20 protein-coding genes are annotated in these 22948 nt (G+C 69.3%); 5 read left to right on the top strand and 15 right to left on the bottom strand.

Annotated elements, in window-relative coordinates; all coding sequences use genetic code 11:
- Window positions 1–29 precede the first annotated feature (29 nt).
- From BST28156_RS00620 to BST28156_RS00585, 8 genes are all read right to left on the bottom strand, one after another.
- Window positions 30–1094 carry a 2-aminoethylphosphonate aminotransferase gene (locus BST28156_RS00620; protein WP_174901147.1) on the bottom strand — a complete coding sequence of 355 codons (1065 nt, stop codon included), beginning with the start codon at window positions 1092–1094 and terminating at the stop codon, window positions 30–32.
- The gene (aepY, locus tag BST28156_RS00615) at window positions 1094–2281 is read right to left on the bottom strand and encodes a phosphonopyruvate decarboxylase (protein ID WP_174901146.1); all 1188 of its coding nucleotides are present in this window, start codon (window positions 2279–2281) and stop codon (window positions 1094–1096) included. The genes BST28156_RS00620 and aepY overlap by 1 nt, the downstream gene beginning before the upstream one ends.
- Window positions 2278–3966, bottom strand: a complete 1689-nt coding sequence (gene aepX / locus BST28156_RS00610; protein WP_174901145.1) for a phosphoenolpyruvate mutase — start codon at window positions 3964–3966, stop codon at window positions 2278–2280. The genes aepY and aepX overlap by 4 nt, the downstream gene beginning before the upstream one ends.
- Window positions 3963–4730 (bottom strand): phosphocholine cytidylyltransferase family protein, encoded by a 768-nt coding sequence (locus BST28156_RS00605; protein ID WP_060238693.1) that lies wholly within the window; start codon window positions 4728–4730, stop codon window positions 3963–3965. The genes aepX and BST28156_RS00605 overlap by 4 nt, the downstream gene beginning before the upstream one ends.
- Window positions 4731–4772: 42 nt before the next feature.
- Window positions 4773–5774: an HpnL family protein gene (locus tag BST28156_RS00600; protein ID WP_174901144.1), complete on the bottom strand. Its 1002-nt coding sequence runs from the start codon at window positions 5772–5774 to the stop codon at window positions 4773–4775.
- Window positions 5771–6580: a HalD/BesD family halogenase gene (locus tag BST28156_RS00595; protein ID WP_174901143.1), complete on the bottom strand. Its 810-nt coding sequence runs from the start codon at window positions 6578–6580 to the stop codon at window positions 5771–5773. Before BST28156_RS00595 ends, BST28156_RS00600 begins: the two co-directional genes overlap by 4 nt.
- On the bottom strand, window positions 6577–7257 hold the full coding sequence (locus BST28156_RS00590; RefSeq protein WP_174901142.1) for a CDP-alcohol phosphatidyltransferase family protein: 681 nt from the start codon (window positions 7255–7257) through the stop codon (window positions 6577–6579). The genes BST28156_RS00595 and BST28156_RS00590 overlap by 4 nt, the downstream gene beginning before the upstream one ends.
- 347 nt (window positions 7258–7604) lie before the next feature.
- Window positions 7605–7823 carry a hypothetical protein gene (locus tag BST28156_RS00585; protein ID WP_174901141.1) on the bottom strand — a complete coding sequence of 73 codons (219 nt, stop codon included), beginning with the start codon at window positions 7821–7823 and terminating at the stop codon, window positions 7605–7607.
- Here BST28156_RS00585 and scpC point away from each other — a divergent pair.
- On the top strand, window positions 7807–9321 hold the full coding sequence (gene scpC / locus BST28156_RS00580) for a succinyl-CoA:acetate CoA-transferase ScpC (RefSeq protein WP_174901140.1): 1515 nt from the start codon (window positions 7807–7809) through the stop codon (window positions 9319–9321). The genes BST28156_RS00585 and scpC overlap by 17 nt on opposite strands.
- A gap of 73 nt (window positions 9322–9394) precedes the next feature.
- Here scpC and BST28156_RS00575 read toward each other — a convergent pair whose 3' ends face one another.
- Complete coding sequence (locus BST28156_RS00575) at window positions 9395–10921, bottom strand: DHA2 family efflux MFS transporter permease subunit (RefSeq protein ID WP_060238678.1); 1527 nt, start codon at window positions 10919–10921, stop codon at window positions 9395–9397.
- A gap of 132 nt (window positions 10922–11053) precedes the next feature.
- Between BST28156_RS00575 and BST28156_RS00570 the strand changes: the two genes are divergently transcribed.
- Window positions 11054–11494, top strand: coding sequence for a MarR family winged helix-turn-helix transcriptional regulator (locus BST28156_RS00570; RefSeq protein ID WP_174901139.1), 441 nt, complete (start codon window positions 11054–11056; stop codon window positions 11492–11494).
- A gap of 84 nt (window positions 11495–11578) precedes the next feature.
- On the top strand, window positions 11579–11983 hold the full coding sequence (locus tag BST28156_RS00565) for a helix-turn-helix domain-containing protein (RefSeq protein ID WP_174901364.1): 405 nt from the start codon (window positions 11579–11581) through the stop codon (window positions 11981–11983).
- Between the two features lie 26 nt (window positions 11984–12009).
- Here the strand turns inward: BST28156_RS00565 and BST28156_RS00560 are convergent, their stop codons facing one another.
- Together BST28156_RS00560 and BST28156_RS00555 are read right to left on the bottom strand one after the other, a co-directional pair.
- Complete coding sequence (locus tag BST28156_RS00560; RefSeq protein ID WP_174901138.1) at window positions 12010–12888, bottom strand: helix-hairpin-helix domain-containing protein; 879 nt, start codon at window positions 12886–12888, stop codon at window positions 12010–12012.
- A gap of 185 nt (window positions 12889–13073) precedes the next feature.
- Window positions 13074–14627, bottom strand: coding sequence for a sigma-70 family RNA polymerase sigma factor (locus tag BST28156_RS00555; protein WP_174901137.1), 1554 nt, complete (start codon window positions 14625–14627; stop codon window positions 13074–13076).
- Window positions 14628–14989: 362 nt separating this feature from the next.
- On the opposite strand from BST28156_RS00555, the gene BST28156_RS00550 reads away from it, so the two are divergent.
- Both BST28156_RS00550 and BST28156_RS00545 read left to right on the top strand, forming a co-directional pair.
- Complete coding sequence (locus tag BST28156_RS00550; RefSeq protein ID WP_174901136.1) at window positions 14990–15415, top strand: hypothetical protein; 426 nt, start codon at window positions 14990–14992, stop codon at window positions 15413–15415.
- Between the two features lie 33 nt (window positions 15416–15448).
- Window positions 15449–16246 carry an SH3 domain-containing protein gene (locus tag BST28156_RS00545; protein WP_174901135.1) on the top strand — a complete coding sequence of 266 codons (798 nt, stop codon included), beginning with the start codon at window positions 15449–15451 and terminating at the stop codon, window positions 16244–16246.
- Between the two features lie 115 nt (window positions 16247–16361).
- On the opposite strand, the gene ilvD is transcribed toward BST28156_RS00545, so the two are convergent.
- The 4 genes from ilvD to BST28156_RS00525 form a co-directional block, all read right to left on the bottom strand.
- A complete protein-coding gene (ilvD, locus tag BST28156_RS00540; RefSeq protein WP_174901134.1) occupies window positions 16362–18221 on the bottom strand; it encodes a dihydroxy-acid dehydratase in 1860 nt (619 codons plus the stop codon).
- Between the two features lie 280 nt (window positions 18222–18501).
- On the bottom strand, window positions 18502–19524 hold the full coding sequence (locus BST28156_RS00535; RefSeq protein ID WP_174901133.1) for an Ldh family oxidoreductase: 1023 nt from the start codon (window positions 19522–19524) through the stop codon (window positions 18502–18504).
- Window positions 19517–21109, bottom strand: a complete 1593-nt coding sequence (locus BST28156_RS00530; protein WP_174901132.1) for an aldehyde dehydrogenase (NADP(+)) — start codon at window positions 21107–21109, stop codon at window positions 19517–19519. Before BST28156_RS00530 ends, BST28156_RS00535 begins: the two co-directional genes overlap by 8 nt.
- A 65-nt stretch (window positions 21110–21174) precedes the next feature.
- Entirely contained in the window at window positions 21175–22800 is a 1626-nt protein-coding gene (locus tag BST28156_RS00525; protein ID WP_174901131.1) for an APC family permease, read from the bottom strand.
- Between the last annotated feature and the right edge of the window lie 148 nt (window positions 22801–22948).

Here is a 22948-nt window from a genome sequence, read left to right as displayed (position 1 = left end):
CGGGCCTTTTGTCATGAACCGATCGGCATTCAGCGCGTGAGTGCCGTGAATCCGTCCAGCAGCCGCTCGACGTCGGCCGCTTCGATCGCGCCCATCGTCGAGATGCGGAACAGTTCCTTCGACAGTCCGCCTTGCCCCGCGTAGATCACGAAGCCGCGCGCCTTCAGCCCGTTGTGCAGCGTCTCGTACGTGACGCCTTGCGGCAGCCGGTACGCGCGCAGCACGACCGACGACGCGCCTTCCGGCAGCACCAGCGGCATCCCGCGTGCGGCGAGGCCGGCCTGCGCCTGATCGGCGAGCGCCTTGTAGCGCGCATGGCGCGCACGCCAGCCGCCCGCTTCGTCGAATTCGCGCAGCGCCTCGACGAGCGCGTAATACGCGTGCACGGACGGCGTGAACGGCGTGTTGCGCTGGTCCTGCAGCTTCGCGAGACGGCCGAGGTCGAGGTAGTACGTGCGGCTCGCGGCCTTCGCGAGCGCGCTGCGGCGCACGATCACGAACGCCGCGCCCGGCACGCCGTGCAGGCACTTGTTCGCGGTCGCGGCGACCGCGTCGATGTCGCCGCCGGCAAAATCGATCGCTTCCGCGCCGAAGCTGCTGACGCCGTCGACGAGCAGCTTCACGCCGCGCGCGCGGCACACGTCGGCGATCGCGCCGAGATCGTTCAGGCGGCCCGTCGTCGTTTCATGATGAATCACGGCGACATGCGAGTACCCGCCCGCGTCGAGCTTCGCACCGATCTGCGCGAGATCGGGCGCCTGCATCCATTCGTGCTTCAGCACGTCGTGCGCGATCCCGTACTGCGTCGCGATCTGCGTGATGCGCTCGCCGTACACGCCGTTCTCGATCACGAGCAGCTTGCCGTCCTGCGGCACCAGCGCCGCGATCATGCTTTCGACGGCGGCCGTGCCCGAGCCGGTCATCAGCACGGCGGTCCATTCGGCCGGATCGAGTTCGTATGCGGCGACGAGGCGCGTGCGTGCCTCGTCCTGCAGATCGAAAAATTCGCTTTCGCGATGGCACAGATCCGGTTGCAGCAGGCTGCGGCGCACGCGTTCGGTGAGCGTGACCGGGCCGGGGTTCAGCAGCAGCATCAATGGGCTCCTTCAGCGTGGGCTTCGGTCTGCGCGGCGCCGATGTGCCGCATCAGACGGGTCTTGACCTCGACCGGCGTCACGGTCGGGCGGGGCAGGCCGTCGGGCACGCCGGTGCGGATCGCGAGCCGCGCGAAGCGTGCGCCGCTCGCGTCGTCCGACGCGGCCAGCGCCGCATCGAGCACGTCGAGCGTGTCGCCTTCGACCGCCGACGCATAGCCGCACGCGGCCGCGACGCCCGCGAATGACACATGCTGCGATACGGTTGCCTGGCCGCCGGTCGATTCGTGCGCGCCGTTGTCGAGCAGCACGTGCGTGAGATTGGCCGGGCCGTAGGTGCCGAGCGTCGCGAATGCGCCCATGCGCATCAGCGCGGCGCCGTCGCCGTCGACGGCCACCACGCGCAGGTCGGGACGCGCGAGCGCGAGGCCGAGCGCGAGCGGCGTCACGCAGCCCATCGAGCCGACCATGTACAACTGGTTCGGACGGTCGTCGAGCGCGTACAGCTCGCGGCCGCAGAAGCCGGTCGACGCGAGCACGACGGTCGAATCGACCGGCGTGTGCGCGATCACGCGCTGCAGTGCGTCCTGGCGGGTCGGCCAGGCAGCGGCCGATGCGGCGCGCGACGACGATTGCGCGGCGACCTGCGCGCGCGGCGCGGCCGACGGGTTCGCCTTCAGCTCGTACGGCGCGACACTGCCTTTCTGCATCACGAGCGCGTATGGGCGGCCCGTCGCGTCCATGTGCGCGATCGCGCGGTCGAGTGCCGGGCCGACCTGTTCGGGATCGGTCGGGAACGTCTCCCACGGGATCTCCATCGTGTCGAGCATCGCGGGCGTGATCGGCCCCATCAGCGCATGCTGCGGCTCGTCGGCGACGCCCGGCTGGCCGCGCCACGTGACGATCAGCAGCTGCGGCAGGCGGAAGGTCCAGGTCAGCGACGTGAGCGGGCTCACCGCGTTGCCGAGCCCCGAGTTCTGCATCATCGCGATTCCGCGCTTGCCGCCGAGCGTCGCGCCGGCGATCAGCGCGACCGCATCGCCTTCGTTCGCGGCCGACAGGTAATGCAGCGTCGGGTCCTGCAGCACGTAGTTGATGAACGGCGTCAGGTACGAGCAGGGCACACCCGCGTACCAGTCGAAACCGCGCGTGCGCGCGGCCTCGACGAACTGGGCCGCCTCGATCATTGTGCGCCCCCGTTGCCGGCGCCCGGCTCGGACAGCGGCGTCTGGCCGTGCGCGAAGTCGCCCGCGCGGCGGAAGTCTTCGAGATCGTTGACGCCGCGCCAGTGGCCGTGCACGTACTGCACCTCGATCTTCTCGCCGGCGGCGATCAGTTCGTTGAGCAGCGACGGAATGTCGAGCGTGTCGCAATCAGGACGCGCCTGCAGCGTCGCGAGCATCGCCTTCAGGCGTTCGACGCCGGCGCCGCGCACGTTCAGCAGGCCGATCCAGCGGCCGTGCGGCGTGCCCGCGGCGACGTCGCTCGATACGCGCTGCAGATACGTCTTCTGGCCGAACAGGCCGCGATCGTCGGCGGCCGAGCACAGCGCGAAATCGCGCACGCTCTGGTTGGTCGGCTCGGTCAGCGACGAATCGACGACGACGCTGAACTCGGCCTCGCTCTCCGCGAGGTCGCGCAGGATGTAGCTGCGGAACAGCAGGTCGCCGTACGAGATCACGGTGTCGCCGGTCAGGCGTTCGGCCGCGCAGGCGAGCGACGCGAGCTCGCCGGTCGACGCATGGCGTTCGTTGACGACGAGCTTGATGCCCGACGTGTCGATCGCGTCCGCGCGATAGCCGCCGACCACGGTGATGTCGTTCACGCCATGCTTCTTGAAGCCGTCGACGAGCCAGCGCAGCAGCGGCTTGCCGGCGACCGGCAGCATCACCTTCGGCTTGTCCTCGGTGACGGCCTCGAGCCCCTTGCCGCGGCTCGCGGCGAGCACGATCGCCGCGTTCGACGCACGCGACGACGACGACAGGTAGATGCGCTCGGCCGCCGAGTATTCGTCGGCGTCCTGCAGGCGGAAGATCTCGTTGACCGACGCGACGCGGTCCTCGACGTTGATCAGCGTCTGGTTCTCGTGGATTTCGCGTGCGACCGACTGCATCGCCGACGCCGATGCGCGGATCAGGTGGTTCGCCCAGATCACGGTGCTGATGCCGGCCTGGCGGAACACGTCGGTCGGCGTGCTGTAGTACTTGGTCGGCACGATCACGAGCGGCGCCTTGCCGCTCCATTCGCGCGCGAACTGCAGGATCTCGTCGGGGCGCGACAGCTTGCTGTGGATCAGGATCGCATCGGCGCCGGCTTCCGCATACGCGTTCGCGCGGCGCAGCGCCTCGTCCATCCCCCAGCCCGCGATCAGCGCCTCGACGCGCGCGACGATCGAGAAGTCGGGATCGCTCTGCGAATCCTTGCCGGCCTTGATCTTGCCGCAGAATTCGTCGATCTCGGCGAGCGGCTGGCGCTCGCCGTCGATGAAGCTGTTGGTCTTCGGGAACTGCTTGTCCTCGATGCACACGCCGGCGATGCCGCGCTGCTCGAGTTTCCTCACGAGGCGGCGCACGTTGTTGAAGTTGCCGTAGCCGGTGTCGCCGTCGAGCAGGATCGGCAGGTCGCTCGCGTCGGCCATGAATTCGAGCACGTCGACGACCTGAGTCCAGCTTGCTTCGTTGTTGTCGCGCACGCCGAACTGTGCGGAGATCGCGAGGCCCGACGCCCAGATCCCCTTGAAACCGGCTTCGCGCACGATCCGCGCGGACAGGCCGTTGTGCGCTTCCATCAGGAATTCGAGCTCGTCGCTGACGAGCATCCGGCGCAGGCGTGCGCTGCGCGATTCGGTGAAGTTGGGTTCGCGTGCGTTCATCGTGCGGCTCCCGCAGTGGTGCGTTGAATCAGGGGGAGGACGTCCTGCGCGGCGCGCGCGACGTCGTTCGGGAAATCGATCTCGATCCACGGCGCACCCGTGACGTCGGCGACGTCGAACGAGTGGCCGCCTTCGAGCAGCAGGTCGCGCACGGCTTCCTCGTGCGGCATGTTGGCGCGGCCGCTGTCGACGTAGCCCGCGACGATCGTCGCGAGCCGGCGCGCGGTGCCTTCGGTGAAGCGGAAGAAGCCGACCGACTCGCCGATCGTGTCGTAGTCGAGGTCGACCGCGAGCTGCTTGCGCAGTTCGACCGGCACGCCGTTCTTCAGGCACAGCTTGACGGGCTCGTCGCCCGCCTCGAAGTCGCGGTCGATCAGCAGGCGGTCGACCGCCTGGTCAGGATTGGCGACGAGCGCATGCAGGATGCTGTCGTCGTACAGCACGTCGGCGTCCATCAGCAGCACGTCGCCGCCGCGCGTCATCGCATCGGCGACCGTATGCACGGTCAGCACGCTGCCGAGGTCGTAACGGTCGTTCAGCACGATCTCGGCGCGGCGGCCGAGGCGCTCCAATTCTTGCTCGACCTTCTCGGACTGGAAGCCGAGCCCGAGCACGATCTCGTCGACACCGACCGCGTCGAGCAGGCGCAGATGGCGCTCGAGCAGCGACACGTCGTCGAAGCGCAGCAGGCACTTCGGAAACTGTGCCTCGGGCGGTTGTTGCAGGCGCAAGCCGAGGCCTGCCGCAAGGATGATGGCTCGCATGGGTTCTCCAACCAAAAAGCCGGCGGATCGGTTCGTGACCGGTCAGTCGGCGAGCGGCTGCGGCGCACGGCGCCGCTGCCAGTTTCTTTCACTGAAATGCAGATAGAGCAGGCCGGGCAGGCCGAGCGCGAGTTCGCGCGCGCGCTTCGCGAGCGACAGCGCGAGCGCCGCGTCGGGCGGCAGGCCGACCAGCGGCGCGAGCAGCAGGTAGCCGCCTTCCTGCGCGCCGAGCGAGCCCGGAATCGCGAAGGCCGCGCCGCGGATCGCCTGGCCGACGCTTTCGAGCAGCAGCGCGTCGAGCCAGCTCACCGGGTGGCCGAGGAAGTGCAGCGCGAGCCACACTTCCGCGGTGCCGACGAGCCAGCCGACCAGGCTCAGCGCGAAGGTCTTCGCGACCTTCGCGCGATCGCGGTACAGCGCGCCGACCGCGTCGTCGATCGCATCCGCGCGCGTCGCCAGCGACGACCAGTCGCGCGGGCCGAGCAGCTTCGACGCGAGGCGCATCCCGCGGCCGAACAGCCCGCGTTGCTGCGCCGCGTAGAACAGCGCGGCGAGGCCGCCGAGCACGCCCGTGGCGATCAGCGCAGGCGTGCGCAGATGCGCGACCGAATCGTGGGTCGCATAGAGGCTGAACGCGGCGATGCCGATCAGCGCGAACGCCATCTGCGCGAGCGCCTGCATCGTCGTGCTGACGGTGACGGCGGCGGCCGCGTCGGCCATCCGCGTGCCGCGCTGCGCGAGGTAGCGCACCATCAGCACGGGACCGCCGATCTGCCCGGCGGGCAGCAGGCTGTTCACCGATTCGCCGACCCAGCGCGCGCGCAGCGCCCGGCGCAGTTCGGCGCCGGGCTGGCCGCGGCGGAACATCACCGCAATCGCACCGGCGTCGATCACGAGCGGCACGACGTGGAACGCCGCGACGAGCGCGAGGCCCCAGCCGGCCGCGAGGAACGTCGACGCGACCGCGCCGACGCCCTGCCACGCGAGCAGCGCCACGAACAGCGCCGTCCCGAGGGACAGCAGGATCAGGCCCGCGCGTGTCATGACCCGCTCGAGCGCCGCGCGGCCAGTTGCCGGAACACCTGGCGGAAACCGAAATACGCGATCGCGTCCTTCATGTTCGAGATGAAGCGCTTCCACGGCCGCATGCCGGGATTGGTCACGTATTCGAAGGTCAGCGACACGCGTATCTCGTTCTGGCCGAGCGGCGTGACGCGGTGGCGCAGCTTGTCGCCGTCGAACAGCACGATGCCGCCGTCGGCGATCTGCACGGAGCCCGGTTCGTCCGGCAGGTCCGGATTGCGCGTGTGCAGTTCGTAGTCGAGCCGGCACGACGACTCGTCGATCACGCCGATCAGCAGCGTATAGCGGCGGCCGTCGTAGTACGACGTATCGTAGTGCCAGCCGATGTGGTCGCCGGGCTTCGTGTAGTAATACAGCGCGTAGGCGTGCGGATCGTCGTCCGGCGACAGCATCAGCTTGTCGCCGGTCATCTTCTCGAGGAACGCGATCAGCGCCTTCGAGCGATACAGCTCGGCGATGTAGGGCGCGTGCTCGTCGATCGTATGCCGGCTGACGCTGCCGCCCTGCTTGTGGCCGGGCAGGTAATTGCGGTTCAGCACGGGCTGCAGCCGGCGCGCGGCGTCGGCGAGCTTCGCATGCGCGTCGGCGGGCAGGAACGCGTCGAGATACAGGAACGAGCCCTGGCGCGTGTAATCGTTGCGCAGGCGGTCGAGGTCGAGACGGCCGACGCAGTCGGCCACGGTGCGATCGGGGGCGGACTCGGCCGCGCGCGCAGGCGCGGGGCGTGCCGGGGTCAGCACGGATTCGTCGCGCGTGCTAGCAGTCATTTGGAAGCCTGGATTTCGGTTGGATTCTGCGCAGCGTGGCCGCGCCGGACGATGCGCCACCAGTCGATCACGACCCAGGCGGCGAACAGCGGGGCGCCGATCGACGCCGCGAGCAGAAACGGTTCGACGCCGTCGAACAGCGTCACGAGCGGCAGCAGGTACAGCACGTCCTCGGTCTCGAAGCCGCCGGCGAACGCCTGCTTGGTGCCGGCCTTGCCCGCGATCGATTCGATCCGCATCCGCAGGAAGAAGATCAGCGCGACGGCCGCGCCGGCCGCCGCGCCGAGCAGCACCGGCGACGCGACCATCCGGCCGCCCTGCGCGACGATGCCGACGCCCATGCAGACGAACAGCGCGATCGTCACGAGCGCATCGGCCGCGAGGTCGTAAAAATGACCGATCTTGCTGGATTTGCCGCTGATCCGCGCGAGTTCGCCGTCGGTGTGATCGACGAAGTTCGACAGCACGATCAGGAACGCGCCGGCGTTGCTCCATGCGAAGCCGCCTTGCGCGAGGCACCACGCGCCGGCGAGGCCGATCAGCAGGCGGACGGTGGTCAGGTGATTCGGGGTGACGGGCGTGTCGATCAGCGGGCGGACGAGCGAGCGCGCGAGCCGCGCATCCCAGGTGCGTGGCAGCGGGGGTTCGGAACGTGTGGCGGTTTTTCTTTGGTCCATCGGCGAAATATATACGGAATTGTAATTTGTTGCTTTTTCTTCGTTCAATGCCCTGACATCGAGCAGTGATACCGCCGTGCGCCGGGCGGCCGCGCCCGCCCGGCCGCCTCCGGCGGCGATCCGCTACGGAGCCGGCGGTCACGCCGACGGCGCGATGCTTGACATGCATCAGTCCCGAAAAGGAGGCCTCGGGCGACAATCGGCCGCGGTCGTCATTTGCCGCGGATCGTTGGAAATCGAGCGTGAATGACGGCCGCACCGCCCGATTGATTCCTTCAGGTTTGTAATGTCCGGTCTCGAAGAGCAGGCTGCGTCCCCGTTGCTCGTCGGCCGCGATGGTGCGCCTGTCACAGATCCGTCACCCGATACCCGGCAAATTCAGGAAGGGTCTTTTTCATCCGGCGGCGATTTTTCGCGGCGATCGCGTCTGCGATACTCCGGACGTGCCTGTGGTGCCGGCCGCCCATCGCGGCCCCAAGGGCTTCGCGTCGCTCAGGAGACACCCCCCGCGACGTCAACGACAGACCAAAACGCGTCAGAAATTCAGCCATGTCTTCATCACGCATCCTCGCTCCCGCCCTGCGTTCGCTCGTCCGCACCGCCGACGAAGCCGCCGCGCTGATCCGTCCCGGCATGACCGTCGCCATGAGCGGCTTCACCGGCTCCGGCTACCCGAAGGCCGTGCCGGCTGCGCTGGCCGCCCATATCGAAGCGGCGCACGCGCGCGGCGAGGACTTCCGGATCAACGTGCTGACGGGCGCGTCGACCGCGCCGGAACTCGACGGCGCGCTGGCCCGCACCAACGGCATCTCGATGCGGCTGCCGTACCAGTCCGACCCGACGCTGCGCGACAAGATCAACGCCGGCGAAGTCGACTACCAGGACATCCACCTGAGCCACGTCGCGCAATACGCATGGTTCGGCCTGTTCGGCGAGCTGGACGTCGCGATCGTCGAAGTCGCGGGCATTCGCGAGGACGGGCTGCTGATTCCGTCCGCGTCGGTCGGCAACAACAAGACCTGGCTCGAGCAGGCGAAGCACGTGATCCTCGAAGTCAACACGCGCCAGCCGCTCGGCCTCGACGGGATGCACGACATCTACTACGGCACCGCGCTGCCGCCGAACCGCAAGCCGATTCCGCTGACGAAAAGCGACGACCGCATCGGCGAGCCGTACCTGCGCTGTCCGGCCGACAAGATCGTCGCGATCGTCGAGACCGATGCGCCGGATCGCAGCAACGCGTTCTCCGCGCCGGACGACACGTCCAAGCAGATCGCGCAGCGGCTGATCGACTTCCTGCGCCACGAGGTGAAGCGCGGCCGTTTGCCGGCGAACCTGCTGCCGCTGCAGTCCGGCGTCGGCAACATCACCAATGCGGTGCTGGCGGAACTCAGCTCGGCCGGCTTCTCGGACCTGACCGCCTACACGGAAGTGATCCAGGACGGCATGCTCGACCTGCTGCAGGACGGCACGCTGCGCTTCGCGTCGGCGACCGCGCTGTCGCTGAGCCCGGCCGCCGTGCAGCGCTTCGCCGACGAAATCGCGCTGTTCCGCGAGAAGATCCTGCTGCGTCCGCAGGAGATCAGCAACCATCCGGAACTCGTGCGCCGCCTCGGCTGCATCGCGATGAACGGGATGATCGAGGCCGACATCTACGGCAACGTGAACTCGACGCACGTGATGGGCACGAAGATCCAGAACGGCATCGGCGGCTCCGGCGATTTCGCGCGCAACGGCTATCTGTCGTGCTTCATGTCGGCGAGCACCGCGAAGGGCGGCGCGATTTCGCGGATCGTGCCGATGGCGAGCCACGTCGACCATACCGAGCACGATGTCGCGGTGGTCGTCACCGAGCAGGGCCTCGCCGATCTGCGCGGGCTGTCGCCGAAGCAGCGCGCGCGCAAGATCATCGCGAGCTGCGCGCACCCGGACTACCGGCCGATGCTGGAAGACTACATCGAGCGCGCGTCGCGCGAGAGCTTCGGCAAGCACACGCCGCATCTGCTCGCCGAGTCGCTGTCGTGGCACGAGCGCTTCGTGCGCACGGGGACGATGAAGGTCTGATGCGGTACGCATGCCGCGCGTTCGGTACGCGGGCATGCCATGCCGACGGCGCCGGCGCGCGCGTCGGCTTTCGTCAGTCCATCGCCGCATGCGCGACGTCGACGCTGGCCGCTTTCTGCGGCGGCCGGATCAGCATCAGCAGCGGAATCATCAGCAGCGTCGCGACGAACATCAGCTTGAAGTCGTTCAGGTACGCGATCATCGTCGCCTGCTGGTTGATCGTGCGGTCCAGCAGCGCGATGTCGAGGTGGCTGCCGGCCATGGCCTGCACGGCCGGGTTGAACGGCGTGATGTGGGTCGCGAGATCGGCGTGCGCGACCTGCGTGTTGCGCGTCATCAGCGTCTGCACGATCGAGATGCCGATGCTGCTGCCGATGTTGCGCATCAGGCTGTAGGTGGCCGTGCCGTCGGCGCGCAGCTCGGGCGGCAGCGTCGAGAACGACAGCGCGCTGAGCGGCACGAACACGAGCCCCAGCCCGAAACCCTGGACCACGCCCGGCCACACGATGTCCGACTCGGACAGCACGACCGTGTACTGCATCATCTGCCACAGCGCGAGCGCGGAGATCGACAGCCCGGCGAGCAGCAGCAGCCGCGCGTCGACGTATTTCAACAGCCGTCCGACGAACAGCATCGCGATCATCGTGCCGGCGCCGCTGGGCGCCGTGACGAGGCCGGTGGTCGCGACCGGGTAGCCCATCAGGTTCTGCAGCATCGGCGGCAGCAGCGCGCGCGTCGCGTACAGCACCGCGCCGACCACGAAGATGAACAGCGTGCCGGTTGCGAAGTTCGGGTCGCGCAGCAGTTCCGACTTGAAGAACGACGCCTTGCCGACGGTCGCCGTGTGCGCGAGGAAGAACGCGAAGCTGAGCGCCGCGACCAGCGCTTCGATGCGGATTTCGGTCGAGCCGAACCAGTCGAGCTGCTCGCCGCGGTCGAGCATCGCCTGGAACGCACCGATCGCGAGCGCCAGCGTCGCGAAGCCGAACGCGTCGAACTTCACATGCGGGCGCGGCGCGCGCGCGGGCAGGAAGGTCAGCACGCCGGCGAGCGCGAATGCGCCGATCGGCACGTTGATGAAGAACACCCAGCGCCAGTTGTAGCTGTCGGTGAGCCAGCCGCCGAGCGTCGGGCCGAGGATCGGGCCGACCATCACGCCCATCCCCCAGATCGCCATCGCCTGGCCCTGCTTTTCGCGCGGATTGATGTCGAGCAGGATCGATTGCGACAGCGGCACCAGCGCCGCGCCGAATATGCCCTGCAGCAGCCGCGCGCCGACGATCTGCACCAGCGATTCGGACAGCCCGCACAGCGCGGACGCGATCGTGAAGCCCGCGATCGAGATCGTCAGCAGCCGCTTCACGCTGAGCCGGTCGGACAGCCAGCCGGTCAGCGGCGTCGCGATCGCCGCGGCGACGATGTAGGACGTCAGCACCCAGGTGATCTCGTCCTGCGACGCGGACAGGCTGCCTTGCATATGCGGCAGCGCGACGTTCGCGATCGTGCTGTCGAGGGTCTGGATCAGCGTGGCGAGCATGATCGACAGGGTCAGCATCGGCCGGTTCAGGGCGGGCGGCGATGCGGCGGCGGCGGGGTTCAAGCGTTGTCTCCGGGAGGCGGTCGCCGTAGGGGGCGATCTGGTATGACGTGAATTATAAGCACGCTTATTATATCTGCGCTCATCTCCCTGGCCGAAACGAGGGCGTCAACGGCTTGACCCTATAATCGCCGCATGGACAAGACCTACGAGAACCGGTTCGGCTACCTGCTTTCCGACGTGGCCCGCCTGCACGGACGCCTGTACGACCGGCGCGCAAAGCGCATCGGGCTGACGCGCGCGCAAAGCCGCGTGCTCGCGTACCTGACGTGGAAGGGCGAGATGAACCAGGCGCGGCTCGCGGAATGGCTCGAGATCACGCCGATTTCGCTGACGCGGCTGCTCGACCGGATGGAAAGCCTCGGCTGGATCGAGCGCATCGCGAGCGACGACGATCGCCGCGCGTTCGTGATCCGCCTGACCGACAAGTCGCGCGAGATCTTTCCGCAGATGCTCGAAGTCGGCGATACCGTCGCCGACGACGGGCTGCGCGGCTTTACGCGCGAAGAGCGCGACACGCTGGTGCGGCTGCTCGCGCGCGTGCGTCACAACCTGATCGATTGCGGCGGGGAGTGATCCGCTCGTTCGCCGCCGCGTGAGCCTGCGCTCGGCAGGAAACGGCGCATCGCGTGCTCATCCGGCCAGTGCGAGCGCCGCCAGATAGAGTCCTACTCGTACGACAGATGCGCGACGACGCTGCGCTACTACGAGGAGAAGGGGCTGATCGCGCCGAACGGCCGTCGCGGGCTGCGGCGGCAGTACGACGAAGCGGTGCTGGAGCGTCTGGCGCTGATCGCGCTCGGCCGCGAGGCCGGGTTTTCGCTCGACGAGATCGGCGCGATGTTCGGCGCGGACGGCCGGCCCGCGATCGATCGCGCGAAACTCGACGAGAAGGCCGACGCGCTCGACCGCACGATCCATCGGCTCGGCGCCGTGCGCGACGCACTGCGGCACGCGGCCGCGTGCCCGGCGCCGAGTCATCTCGAGTGTCCGTCGTTCCGCAAGCTGTTGCGCATCGTCGCCCATCGGCATCCGGCGCGGCGCGCGAAGTCGGAACGCGCGTAGGCGGTCGGTCCGTGCGGGCGGCGCGCTCAGCCCGCGTAGTACGCGCGGCACTCCATCTCGCGTCCGCGCACGATGCGCTTGCCGACGAGCGTGCCGAGCGTTTCGGTGACGACGGTGCGCTGCTGTTCGCGCTGCGACGCGTCGTAGAAGTACAGCGCGACCCAGTTGGTCGTGCGGCCGGCGGCGGGCGTGCGCGCGTCGGGCGGGCACAGCGCGGTGAAATGCCAGCCGCCCTTGGTCATGTGCATCACCGGCGACCACGCGTGGCCGTCGGTGACCGGGCGTTTCGGCGCAAGCGTCGGCAGCATGCCGGCGGCGGCCTGGCGGCGGTACAGGCGATCGATGTAGAGCAGCAGTTCGACGGGCGGCTCCGCGCCGGGACCGCTGTCGCGCGCGCTGCCTTGCCAGCGCCGGCGCCGGTCCAGCACATCGTCGAGCGCGGCGCGGATGCCGGCCGCGCGGCGCGGGCCGACGCCCGCAATCGCTTCGAGCTGGCCGCTGCGGACCACACGTTCGAGATCCTCCAGCGTGTCGATATGCAGCAGATCGTGAATCCGCAGCGCCAGCGAGCGGCCGATGCCGGGCACCGCCTCGAAGGCGGACGCGCGTCCGGCGTCGCCGCGCAGCCGTTCGAGCTGGCGCCAGCGCCCGGTGACGAGCAGTTCGGCGATCGCCTGCGCAACGCCCGCGCCGATCTCGGGCAGCGCGCCGAGCGCGTCGACGCCGCCCGCATCGAACAGCGCGCGCACGCTGCCGTCCAGCGCGTCGACGGTGTCGGCCGACGCGCGATACGCGGCGACGCGATACGGATTCGCACCCTGATCGGCGAGCCGCTGCGCGGTCTCGCGCAGGCAATCCGCGATCTGCCGGTTTTCCTCGTGTGTCTGGCTGGCACTCGTCGACATGGCGAGGGACCTTCCGATGTGCAACAAGATGGACACGGCAGGCAATGCGCCGGTCGGCCTTTATTGATGATTGTCGCGGGGCAAATTGAAGAAAATTTGACGCATGTCAATGGCAAACGTTGTACAGGCGGGCGCGTTCGTGCCGGCCGGCGGCACGAACGCGCAGCCCGCGCGGCCGTCGATCGTCACGCGTCGAGGAACGAGTGGGCGTCCTCCGCTTCGGCAATCGTTCGCAGCGCGGCAAGCGCGCGTTTCTCGATCTGCCGCACGCGCTCGCGCGACATCCCGGCATCCTTCGCGATCGCGTCGTACGTGTCCGGCTCGGTGCCGCCGAGGCCGAACCGCCGACGCAGCACGTCGGCCTCGGCCGGCGTGACCGAGCGCAGCAGCGATGTCACGCATTCGCGCATGCGCGTGTCGGCGAGCCGCTCGAACGGACTGGCCGAGGACCGGTCCTCGATCAGGTCCACGAGGCCGGTGTCCGCGTCGGGCAGCGGCGTGTCGAGCGACACCGGTTCGGCGGGCAGCGCGAGCACCGCGCGCAGCCTCGCTTCGTCGAGCCCCGTTTCGGCCGCGAGTTCGGCCGGCGTCGGCTGGCGGCCGGTGCGCTGGTGAAAGCGCAGCGCCTGCCGCCGCACGCGCTGATACTGGTCGCCGACATGCACCGGCACGCGGATCGTGCGGGCGCGGTCCGCGACCGCGCGCGCAATCGCCTGGCGTATCCACCACGTCGCATACGTCGAGAACTTGAAGCCGCGCCGGTATTCGAACTTCTCGATCGCGCGCATCAGGCCGATGCAGCCGTCCTGCACCAGGTCGGACAGGTCGATGCCGCGGTTCGCGTACTTGCGCGCGATCGACAGCACGAGCCGCAGGTTCGCTTCGAGCATCGCGCGCGTCGCGTCGTGCACTTTCTGCTGGCCGTCGTTCAGCGCGGCGACGAGCGCGCGCCGCGCGAGCAGGTCGAAGCGCGCGGCGTCCGCGCCGGCGATCGCGAGCGCCGTGTCGCCGGCCGGCGCGGATGCAAGCGCGCGCACGACGCGGCACGCGTCGTCGACGGCCGGGCCGACCCAGGCGATCGAGCCGAGCAGGGCGGCAAGCCGGTTGCGTGCGTCGCGGTAGCTGTCGGAGCGGCAGCCGCGCGCGTGCAGCGCGCGCCGCAGTTCCGCGACGGCTTCGCGCAATGCGTCGTCGCCGGCAGGCGTGCAGGCGCGGTCGCCATCGTCGCCGTCTTCATCGTCGTCGGCTGCGTTCGTCGTGCCCGCGCTGCGGCGTGCCAGCAGCGCATCGATCGCTGCCGGACAGCCGGCGAGCGCATGCAGCATCTGATGGCGGCCGGTTTCGATCTCGCGCGCGAGCACGATTTCGTCTTCGCGCGTGAGCAGCGGGACCGCGTGCATGCGACGCATATAGAGCGCGAGCGGGTCGGTCGACGCGCTCGCGCCGCGCGCGAGATCGCCGAGCAGCGTGCGGCCTTCGTCGAGCGCATCGCGATCGACGTCGGCGGCAGGCGCGGCCGCGAACGGCTGCGACGCGACCGGCTCGTCGAGCACGGCGATGCCGATGTCCGCGAGCGCCGCGCGCACGACGTCGAGCGCGTCGGGGCTGTCGCTTTCGGGCGGCAGCGCGTCGACGAGGTCGGCGTGCGTCAGATAACCCTGCTCGCCGGCAAGCGCGAGCAACTGGATGATCGGATCGAGCGGCGTGTCCGCCCGGGGAGTGGGGCGTGGCGTAGTCATGTCGATGGCGGCGCGAGCCGCGTTCCTGGCTGTGCGGGGCGCAGCCCGCGGGTTTTCGGCCGCCGCGTGTTCGCGAACGCCTGCTCGTTCGCGCCGGTCGACCTGAGTAGATTCAAGTTGAGGGCATTCGCGCCGAGTTCAACCGCGGCGCCGGAGACGCCCGAGCACGCAGCGTGCCTGCGGGCGGCGGAAGGTGACGGCGGTGGGTAAAAACGGGGCCGGCGGGCGTAGGGGCGCCGGTGCAATCGGCAGGTGCGTGAAACAAACAGTAACCGATCATACCCGCGGAAATCTGCAGGGGACGTAAGCTAGAGGCAGGCGCGCGCCCTGCGGCGACGCGCGGATTCCTGCCGGAGCAAGAAATGAACCCGATTCACGCCGCGAGATCCGGCGTCATCGCGCTGGCCGCGCTGACGCTCGGCGGCTGCTATTACACGAGCCCGTATGGGTATGCACCGTATTACACGTCGGTGCCCGCCACGGTGACGCAGCGCGAAACCGCAGTTTCGCCGGCAACGCCGGGCCCGGCCGTTGCTTCGCCGAACGCGGCGTCGGGCACGGCGCCGGCCGATGCCGACGTCGCTCCGGCGCCCGTCTATGTCGCGCCGGCCTATCCGCCGCCGTATCCGTACTACTATCCCGCGTATTACCCGGGCTGGTACGGGCCGCCGGTCGCGATCGGCTTCGGTTTCTGGGGAGGCTGGGGCGGCGGATACTGGCGCGGGCACGGCGGACGCTGGGGCCGCCCGTGGGGCGGCGGCCACTGGGGCGGCGGTCATCGACACTGACCGGCGCACCGCGGCACCGCGAGGGAGAACATCATGAGACGCACGATCATTCGAAGCCTGTGCCTGGTCCTGTTCGGCGCGGCGGCCCTGCCGGGCGTCGCCGATGCACAGAGCGACGCCTACACGAACGCGCCGGCCGAACTATTCGCCGGGCCGGCGCCCGACTATCCGGTGGTGGCGCAGCTGGCGCCCGGCACGACGCTGGACGTCTACGGCTGCCTCAGCGACTACACCTGGTGCGACGTCGGGGTGCCGGGCGTACGCGGCTGGATCGATGCGCAGCTGCTCAATTATCCGTACCAGGGCAACGACGTGCCGCTGCTCGAATATGGCGCGATCGTCGGGATACCGATCACCGGATTCGCGATCGGTGCGTACTGGGACCGCTATTACCGCAACCGGCCGTGGTATCACGACCGCGACCGCTGGGCGCATCGCCCGGAACCGCGACTCGGCCCGGGCGGTATCCCGCCGGGACACGGGCATCCGCAACCGGGCGTACCGGCAGCGGGCATACCGGCACCGGGCGTACCGGCGCCGGGCGGCGCGGTGCATGACGCACGGCCGTCGGCCGCGCGCGGCGGCTGGAACGGCTCGATTCGCGCGCCGGCGCCGCAGCCGCAGGGCGGACCCGCGCCGATGCCGGGGCGGGGTGCCGAGATGCACGCGCCGGCGCCGCCGGCCGTCATGCATCCGCCTGCCGCGCCCCATACGATGCCGCCGCCTGCGCATCAGGGTGGCGGCGGCGGCCGGCCGCAGGGCGGGAACGGCGGCGGGAATCATGGCGGGGACGGCGGAGGCGGCGGCCGCGGCGACGAGTTCCGTCACTGACGCCGACCGCACGCCCGACGAAAAAAACCGCTCGAAGAGCGGTTTTCCGAGCAGATCGGAGCTGTCCGGCGCGGGCAGCCCGTCGCCGGTAGCCCGTCGCCGTTAGCTCCTTGCCTCAGTCGTCCAGCAGCGACAGGTCGCGCACCGCACCCTTGTCGGCCGACATCACGAGTTTCGCGTAGGCCTTGAGCGCCGCCGACACCTTGCGCGGACGCGGCTGCGCGGGCTTCCAGCCCTTCGCGTTCTGCTCTTCGCGGCGCCGCGCGAGCTCGTCGTCCGACACCAGCACGTCGATCTTGCGATTCGGAATGTCGATGCGGATCTTGTCGCCGTCGCGCACGAGGCCGATCGCGCCGCCCGCTGCCGCTTCCGGCGAGCAATGGCCGATCGACAAGCCCGACGTGCCGCCCGAGAAGCGGCCGTCCGTCAGCAGCGCGCATGCCTTGCCGAGGCCCTTCGACTTGATGTAGCTGGTCGGGTAGAGCATTTCCTGCATGCCGGGGCCGCCCTTCGGGCCTTCGTAGCGCACGATCACCACGTCGCCGGCCTTGACCTTGTCGTTCAGGATGTTCTCGACCGCCTCGTCCTGCGACTCGGTCACGTGCGCGGTGCCTTCGAACACGAGGATGCTCTCGTCGACGCCCGCCGTCTTCACCACACAGCCGTCGAGCGCGATATTGCCCGTCAGCACCGCGAGGCCGCCTTCCTTCGAGAACGCGTGCTCGTACGAGCGGATGCAGCCTTCGGCGCGATCGAGGTCGAGGCTCGGCCAGCGCGTGTTCTGGCTGAACGCGACCTGCGTCGGGATGCCGGCCGGGCCGGCCTGGTAGAACGTGCGGACCGCTTCGTCCTGCGTGCGGACGATGTCCCACTGGTCGAGCGCGTCCTTCAGCGTCGGCGCGTGCACGGTCGGCACGTCGGTGTGCAGCTTGCCGGCGCGGTCGAGCTCGCCGAGGATCGCCATGATGCCGCCGGCGCGGTGCACGTCCTCGATGTGGTACTTGTTCGTGTTCGGCGCGACCTTGCACAGCTGCGGCACGACGCGCGACAGGCGGTCGATGTCCTTCATCGTGAAGTCGATGCCGGCTTCCTGCGCGATCGCGAGCAGGTGCAGGATCGTGTTGGTCGAGCCGCCCATCGCGATGTCGAGCGTCATCGCGTTCTCGAACGCCTTGAAGCCGACCGAGCGCGGCAGCACGCGCGCGTCGTCCTGCTCGTAGTGCTGGCGGGTCAGCTCGACGATGCGGCGGCCGGCGCGCTTGAACAGCTGCTCGCGATCCGCGTGCGTCGCGACCACCGTGCCGTTGCCGGGCAGCGACAGGCCGAGCGCTTCGGTCAGGCAGTTCATCGAGTTCGCGGTGAACATGCCCGAGCACGACCCGCAGGTCGGGCACGCCGAGCGCTCGACTTCGGCGACCTCGGCGTCCGAGTACGACTGGTCGGCCGCGATCACCATCGCGTCGACGAGGTCGAGCTTCTTCAGTTCGACGGTCTTGGTGACCGGGTTCGCGAGGCGCGTCTTGCCCGCTTCCATCGGGCCGCCCGACACGAAGATCACCGGGATGTTCAGGCGCATCGCGGCCATCAGCATCCCCGGCGTGATCTTGTCGCAGTTCGAGATGCAGACCATCGCGTCCGCGCAGTGCGCGTTGACCATGTACTCGACCGAATCCGCGATGATGTCGCGGCTCGGCAGCGAATACAGCATGCCGTCGTGGCCCATCGCGATGCCGTCGTCGACCGCGATCGTGTTGAATTCCTTCGCGACGCCGCCGGCGGCCTCGATCTCGCGCGCGACGAGCTGGCCGAGATCCTTCAGGTGCACGTGCCCGGGCACGAATTGCGTAAACGAGTTGACGACCGCGATGATCGGCTTCGAGAAATCGTCGTCTTTCATGCCGGTGGCGCGCCACAGCGAGCGCGCGCCTGCCATGTTGCGACCGGCGGTGGAAGTTTTGGAACGGTATGTGGGCATTGTGGTTGCTGAAGAAAGATCGCGGAAAAGGGTTGGGGGCACGGGAATAAGGCCCCTCGCGCGCCCGTGCGAACAACCTCTTGAGCTGCGCCCTGGGCAAACTTCGCGATTATCCCACAGGCGGTGCGGGCGTGGCGCCGCCGGGTGTGCGGGCGGCGGCATCGTGCCGGATGTCGTGCCGGCGGGACGGCGCGACGCGCGGTAGCGTCCTGGGACCGGAGCGGGCCGGGCCGGAGCTGGCGGGCTGGACGGCGGCGCACCGCCGTCCAGCATGCTGCCGTCAGTCGAGCAGCGCCAGGATCTCGTCGTAAAGCGCGTTGCCGATCCGCACGCCGTTCGCGATGCTGCGCGCGCGGGCGTCGAAGCGCCGTTGCGACGGCAGCCGCGCGCCTTGCGCGACGATCGATTCGAACATCCGTTCGCCGCGCGCGAGCCCCGCGTCGAGGTCGTCGCCGAGGAACACCTTCGGATCGAACGCGATCACGAGCTCGCCGTGGCACGGCGTCGCGCCGACGCCGTCGTCGAAGTCCATCGACTCGCGGCTCGTCATGTCGCCGATCAGCGCGCCGCCGAGCAGCTCGACCATCGCCGCGAGCGCCGAGCCCTTGTGGCCGCCGAACGTGCGCATCGCGCCCTGCAGCGCGGCCTTCGGATCGGTGGTCGGCCGCCCGTCGGCGTCGATCGCCCACTCCGGCGGAATCGGCTTGCCTTGCTTCGCGTGCAGCTCGATGTCGCCGCGCGCGATCGCGCTGGTCGCGAAATCGAACACGAACGGCAGGCCACCCGGCCGCGGCCACGCGAACGCGATCGGGTTCGTGCCGAACACGGGCTCCTTGCCGCCTTCCGGCGCGACCCAGCTGTGACTCGGATTCATCGCGATGCCGACCAGCCCTTCCGCCGCGATTGCCTCGACCTCGGGCCACAGCGCGGAGAAGTGGTAGCAGCGGTTGATCGTCATCGCAGCGATCCCGTGCTGCTTCGCCATCTCGACCAGCACCGGCAGGCCCGTCTCGAAGCTCAGCAGCGAGAAGCCGCGATGCGCGTCGACCGCGACGATCGACGACGACAGCCGGCGCAGCGTCGGCACCGCCTGCGGATCGACCTTGCCCTTGCGCAGCGAACGCACGCAGACGAGCAGCCGGTACATGCCGTGCGAATGACATTCGTCGCGCTGGCCCTGCGTGATCACGTTCGCGATCGCGCGCGCATGCGCGTCGGACATCCCGTTGTGCGTCAGCACGCGCAGCGCGAGCGCGTGGACTTCATCGAGCGACAGGATGATTTCGTCGACGGACTCAGTCACGGCCGGCCTTCCGCGGCGCGGGCACGCCGTCGATGCGTTGCGGCAGGTTCAGCGGATTGCCGTCGCGGATCGCGTCGGGCAGCAGCGCGTCCGGCACGTCCTGGTACGACACGGGGCGCAGGAAGCGCTCGATCGCGCGCGCACCGACCGACGTCGTGCGCGTGTCCGACGTTGCCGGGAACGGGCCGCCGTGCACCATCGCATGGCCGACCTCGACGCCGGTGCCGAAACCGTTGACGAGAATGCGGCCGGCCTTGCGCTCGAGCGTCGGCCGCAGCGCGGCGAACAGTGCCGCGTCGCCGTCGGCGAGATGCGCGGCGATCGTCAACTGGCCTTCGAGCGACTTCAGCACGCGATGCAGCGTGTCGGCATCCGGGCAGCGCACGATCAGCGACGCGGGGCCGAACACTTCGTCGCGCAGCTCCGAACGCGCGACGAACGCATCGGCCGACGTCGCGAACAGCGCCGCGCGCGCCTGGTAGCGGCCGCCTTCGACGCCTTCCGCAAGCGATTCGACCGCCTCGTGCGCGCGCAGCGATGCGACGCCTTGTGCGTAGCTCGCGTGGATGTGCGGCGTCAGCATCGTCTGCGCGGCGGCTGCGCGCACGGCTTCGGCGGCCGTCGCTTCGAACGCGCGCAGCGCGGGGCCGTCGACGGCCAGCACGAGGCCCGGGTTCGTGCAGAACTGGCCGGCGCCGAGCGTCAGCGATGCGACGAACTGCTGCGCGATCGCGTCGTGGCGCGCGTCGAGCGCGGCGGGAAGCAGCAGCACCGGATTGATCGAGCTCATTTCCGCATAGACGGGAATCGGCTCGTGGCGCGCGGCCGCGACATGCATCAGCGCGACGCCGCCGCGGCGCGAGCCCGTGAAGCCGACCGCCTTGATGCGCGGATCGGCGACGAGCGCCTGGCCGATCTCGCGCGACGTGTCGAACAGCAGCGAGAACACGCCGGCCGGCAGCCCGCATTCGCGCACGGCCTGCTGGATCGCGCGGCCGACGAGTTCGGACGTGCCGGGATGCGCGGAATGCGCCTTCACGATTACCGGGCAGCCGGCCGCGAGCGCCGACGCGGTATCGCCGCCCGCGACCGAGAACGCCAGCGGGAAATTGCTCGCGCCGAACACGGCGACCGGGCCGATTGCGACGTTGCGCAGGCGCAGGTCGACGCGCGGCAGCGGCTTGCGCTCGGGGCGGGCCGGATCGATCCGCGCATCGACGAAAGCGCCGTCGCGCACGATCGACGCGAACAGCGCGAGCTGGCCGACCGTGCGGCCGCGCTCGCCTTCGATGCGCGCGCGCGGCAGGCCGGTTTCGACGACACAGCGCTCGATCAGCGCGTCGCCGAGCGCCATGATGTTGCGGCCGATCGCGTCGAGAAACGCGGCGCGCGCGTCGGGGCCGGTTTCGCGATACGCGTCGAACGCTTCGTCGGCGAGCGCGCAGGCCGTTTCGAGGTCGTGCAGGCTTGCGCCGCCGAATGCGGGTTCGAGCGCTTCGCCGGTCGCGGCGGCGATCGCGTGGAGGGTGCCGTTCTGTCCGGCGACGCCGGACTGGCCGATCAACAACTGACCTGTGAGTTGCATGGTTTTCCTCGAAAAAAGCAGGGCCGGGCATTGCGTGCCCGGCCGGGTGGTGCAGTGAGCGGGCGTCAGTTTTCGTCGTCGTCGAGCTGGAGCTTCTCCGTCCGCACGCCGGTATTCGCGCCCCAGTAGTAGATGACGAGCGCGACGGCCGCGACCACGACCGTGTCGTACGGATGCGCGAGCTGGCCGGTGCCGCCGAAGCCGCCGAAATACGACAGCACGATCATCGCCGCGTAGAACGCGACGAGCCACGCGGACGAGCGGACCTGTTCGCGCAGGCTCAGGTGCGCGGTCGGCACCCAGCGGCGGCAGGCGAGATAGACCGCGTACATCGCGATCTGCAGGCCGAGCAGCCAGGACACCGTGTGCCAGCCCGACCAGTAGACGATCAGCGCGGCGATCACGAACGACGCGGGGCCGGTGATCGCGAACGCGCTCGCACGGAACGGCCGCGGCAGGTCGGGCGCGTTGCGGCGCAGCGCGGCGACCGACACGGGCGCGACCGCGTAGCTGAGCACCAGCGCGGCCGACACGATGTTGATCAGCGCTTCCCACGACGGGAACGGCAGCGTCCAGAAGATCGACAGGCCGAAGGTGAGCCACAGGCCCGCGCGCGGGATGCCCGACGCTTCGTCGACGCGCGTGAACACCTTGAAGAAGGTGCCGGTCTTCGCCCAGCCGTAGACGACGCGCGGCGTCGCGTTCATGTAGATGTTGCCGCAGCCGCTCGGCGAGATGATCGCGTCCGCGACGACCATGTACGCGAGCCAGCCGACGCCGAGCGCGAGCGCGATGTCGCGGTACGGCAGCGAGAACGCCTTGCTGACGTCGTGCCAGCCGGCCGCGATCAGCTCGGTCGGCACGCTGCCGATGAACGCGAGCTGCAGCAGCACGTAGATCAGCGTCGACAGCAGGATCGACAGGATCAGCGCGATCGGAATCGTGCGCTGCGGGTTGCGCACCTCGCTGGCGACCGACACGATCGGCGTGAGGCCGAGATACGCGAAGATGACGCCGCCGCCGGCCACCGCCATTTCGATGCCGGAGATGCCGAACGGCGCGAAGCCCTGGATCGTCAGGTTTGCGGGCTTGAAGAACGTGAACAGCACCGCGATCACCGACAGCGGCACGACGAACTTGAAGACGCTGATGATGTTGTTCGCCTTCGCGAACGTCTTCACGCTCGAATAGTTCAGGTAGAAGAAGAAACAGAGCAGCGCGGCCTGCACGATCCAGCCGAGCGTGGTCGGGTCGCTCGATCCTTCGATCGTCAGGCCCGGAAACCACGCGGCCGCATACTGGCGCGCGGCGACGACTTCGATCGCGATCAGGCTCGAGAACGCGATCAGCGTGATGAAGCCCATCAGGTAGCCGAGCAGCGGGCCGTGCGAGAACACCGGGTAGCGGACCACGCCGCCCGCGCGCGGCAGCGCGGCGCCCAGCTCGCAGTAGACGATGCCGAGCAGCAGCACCGCGAAACCGCCGAGCAGCCACGAGAAGATGCCGGCCGGGCCGGCGATCGTCGATACGTGACTGGCGGCGAACAGCCACCCCGAACCGAAAATGGCGCCGAGACCGATGAACGTGAGATCGGTCAGCGACAGCTGTTTCTTGAATTTGCCCTGGCCCGCGTCGGGGTGCGCGGAACGGGAAAGCGGGGCGGTCGATTGAGCGTTGCCTTGGCCTGGCATGGGCGTGTCTCCTATGGGAATGTCGGCACAGGCGTCGTGCGCGCCGCGCTCCGACGGAGCAGCGGCGCACGCCTGCCGGCCGGCGTTGCCCGGTTCGAACGACCGGGGCGGGCCCGTGGGCCATGCCGGACCGGAGACGATTGCGCGG

It is taken from the genome of Burkholderia pseudomultivorans (assembly GCF_902499075.1).
In the GTDB taxonomy this organism is placed as follows: domain Bacteria; phylum Pseudomonadota; class Gammaproteobacteria; order Burkholderiales; family Burkholderiaceae; genus Burkholderia; species Burkholderia pseudomultivorans.
This window is presented reverse-complemented; position numbering and strand designations above follow the sequence as displayed.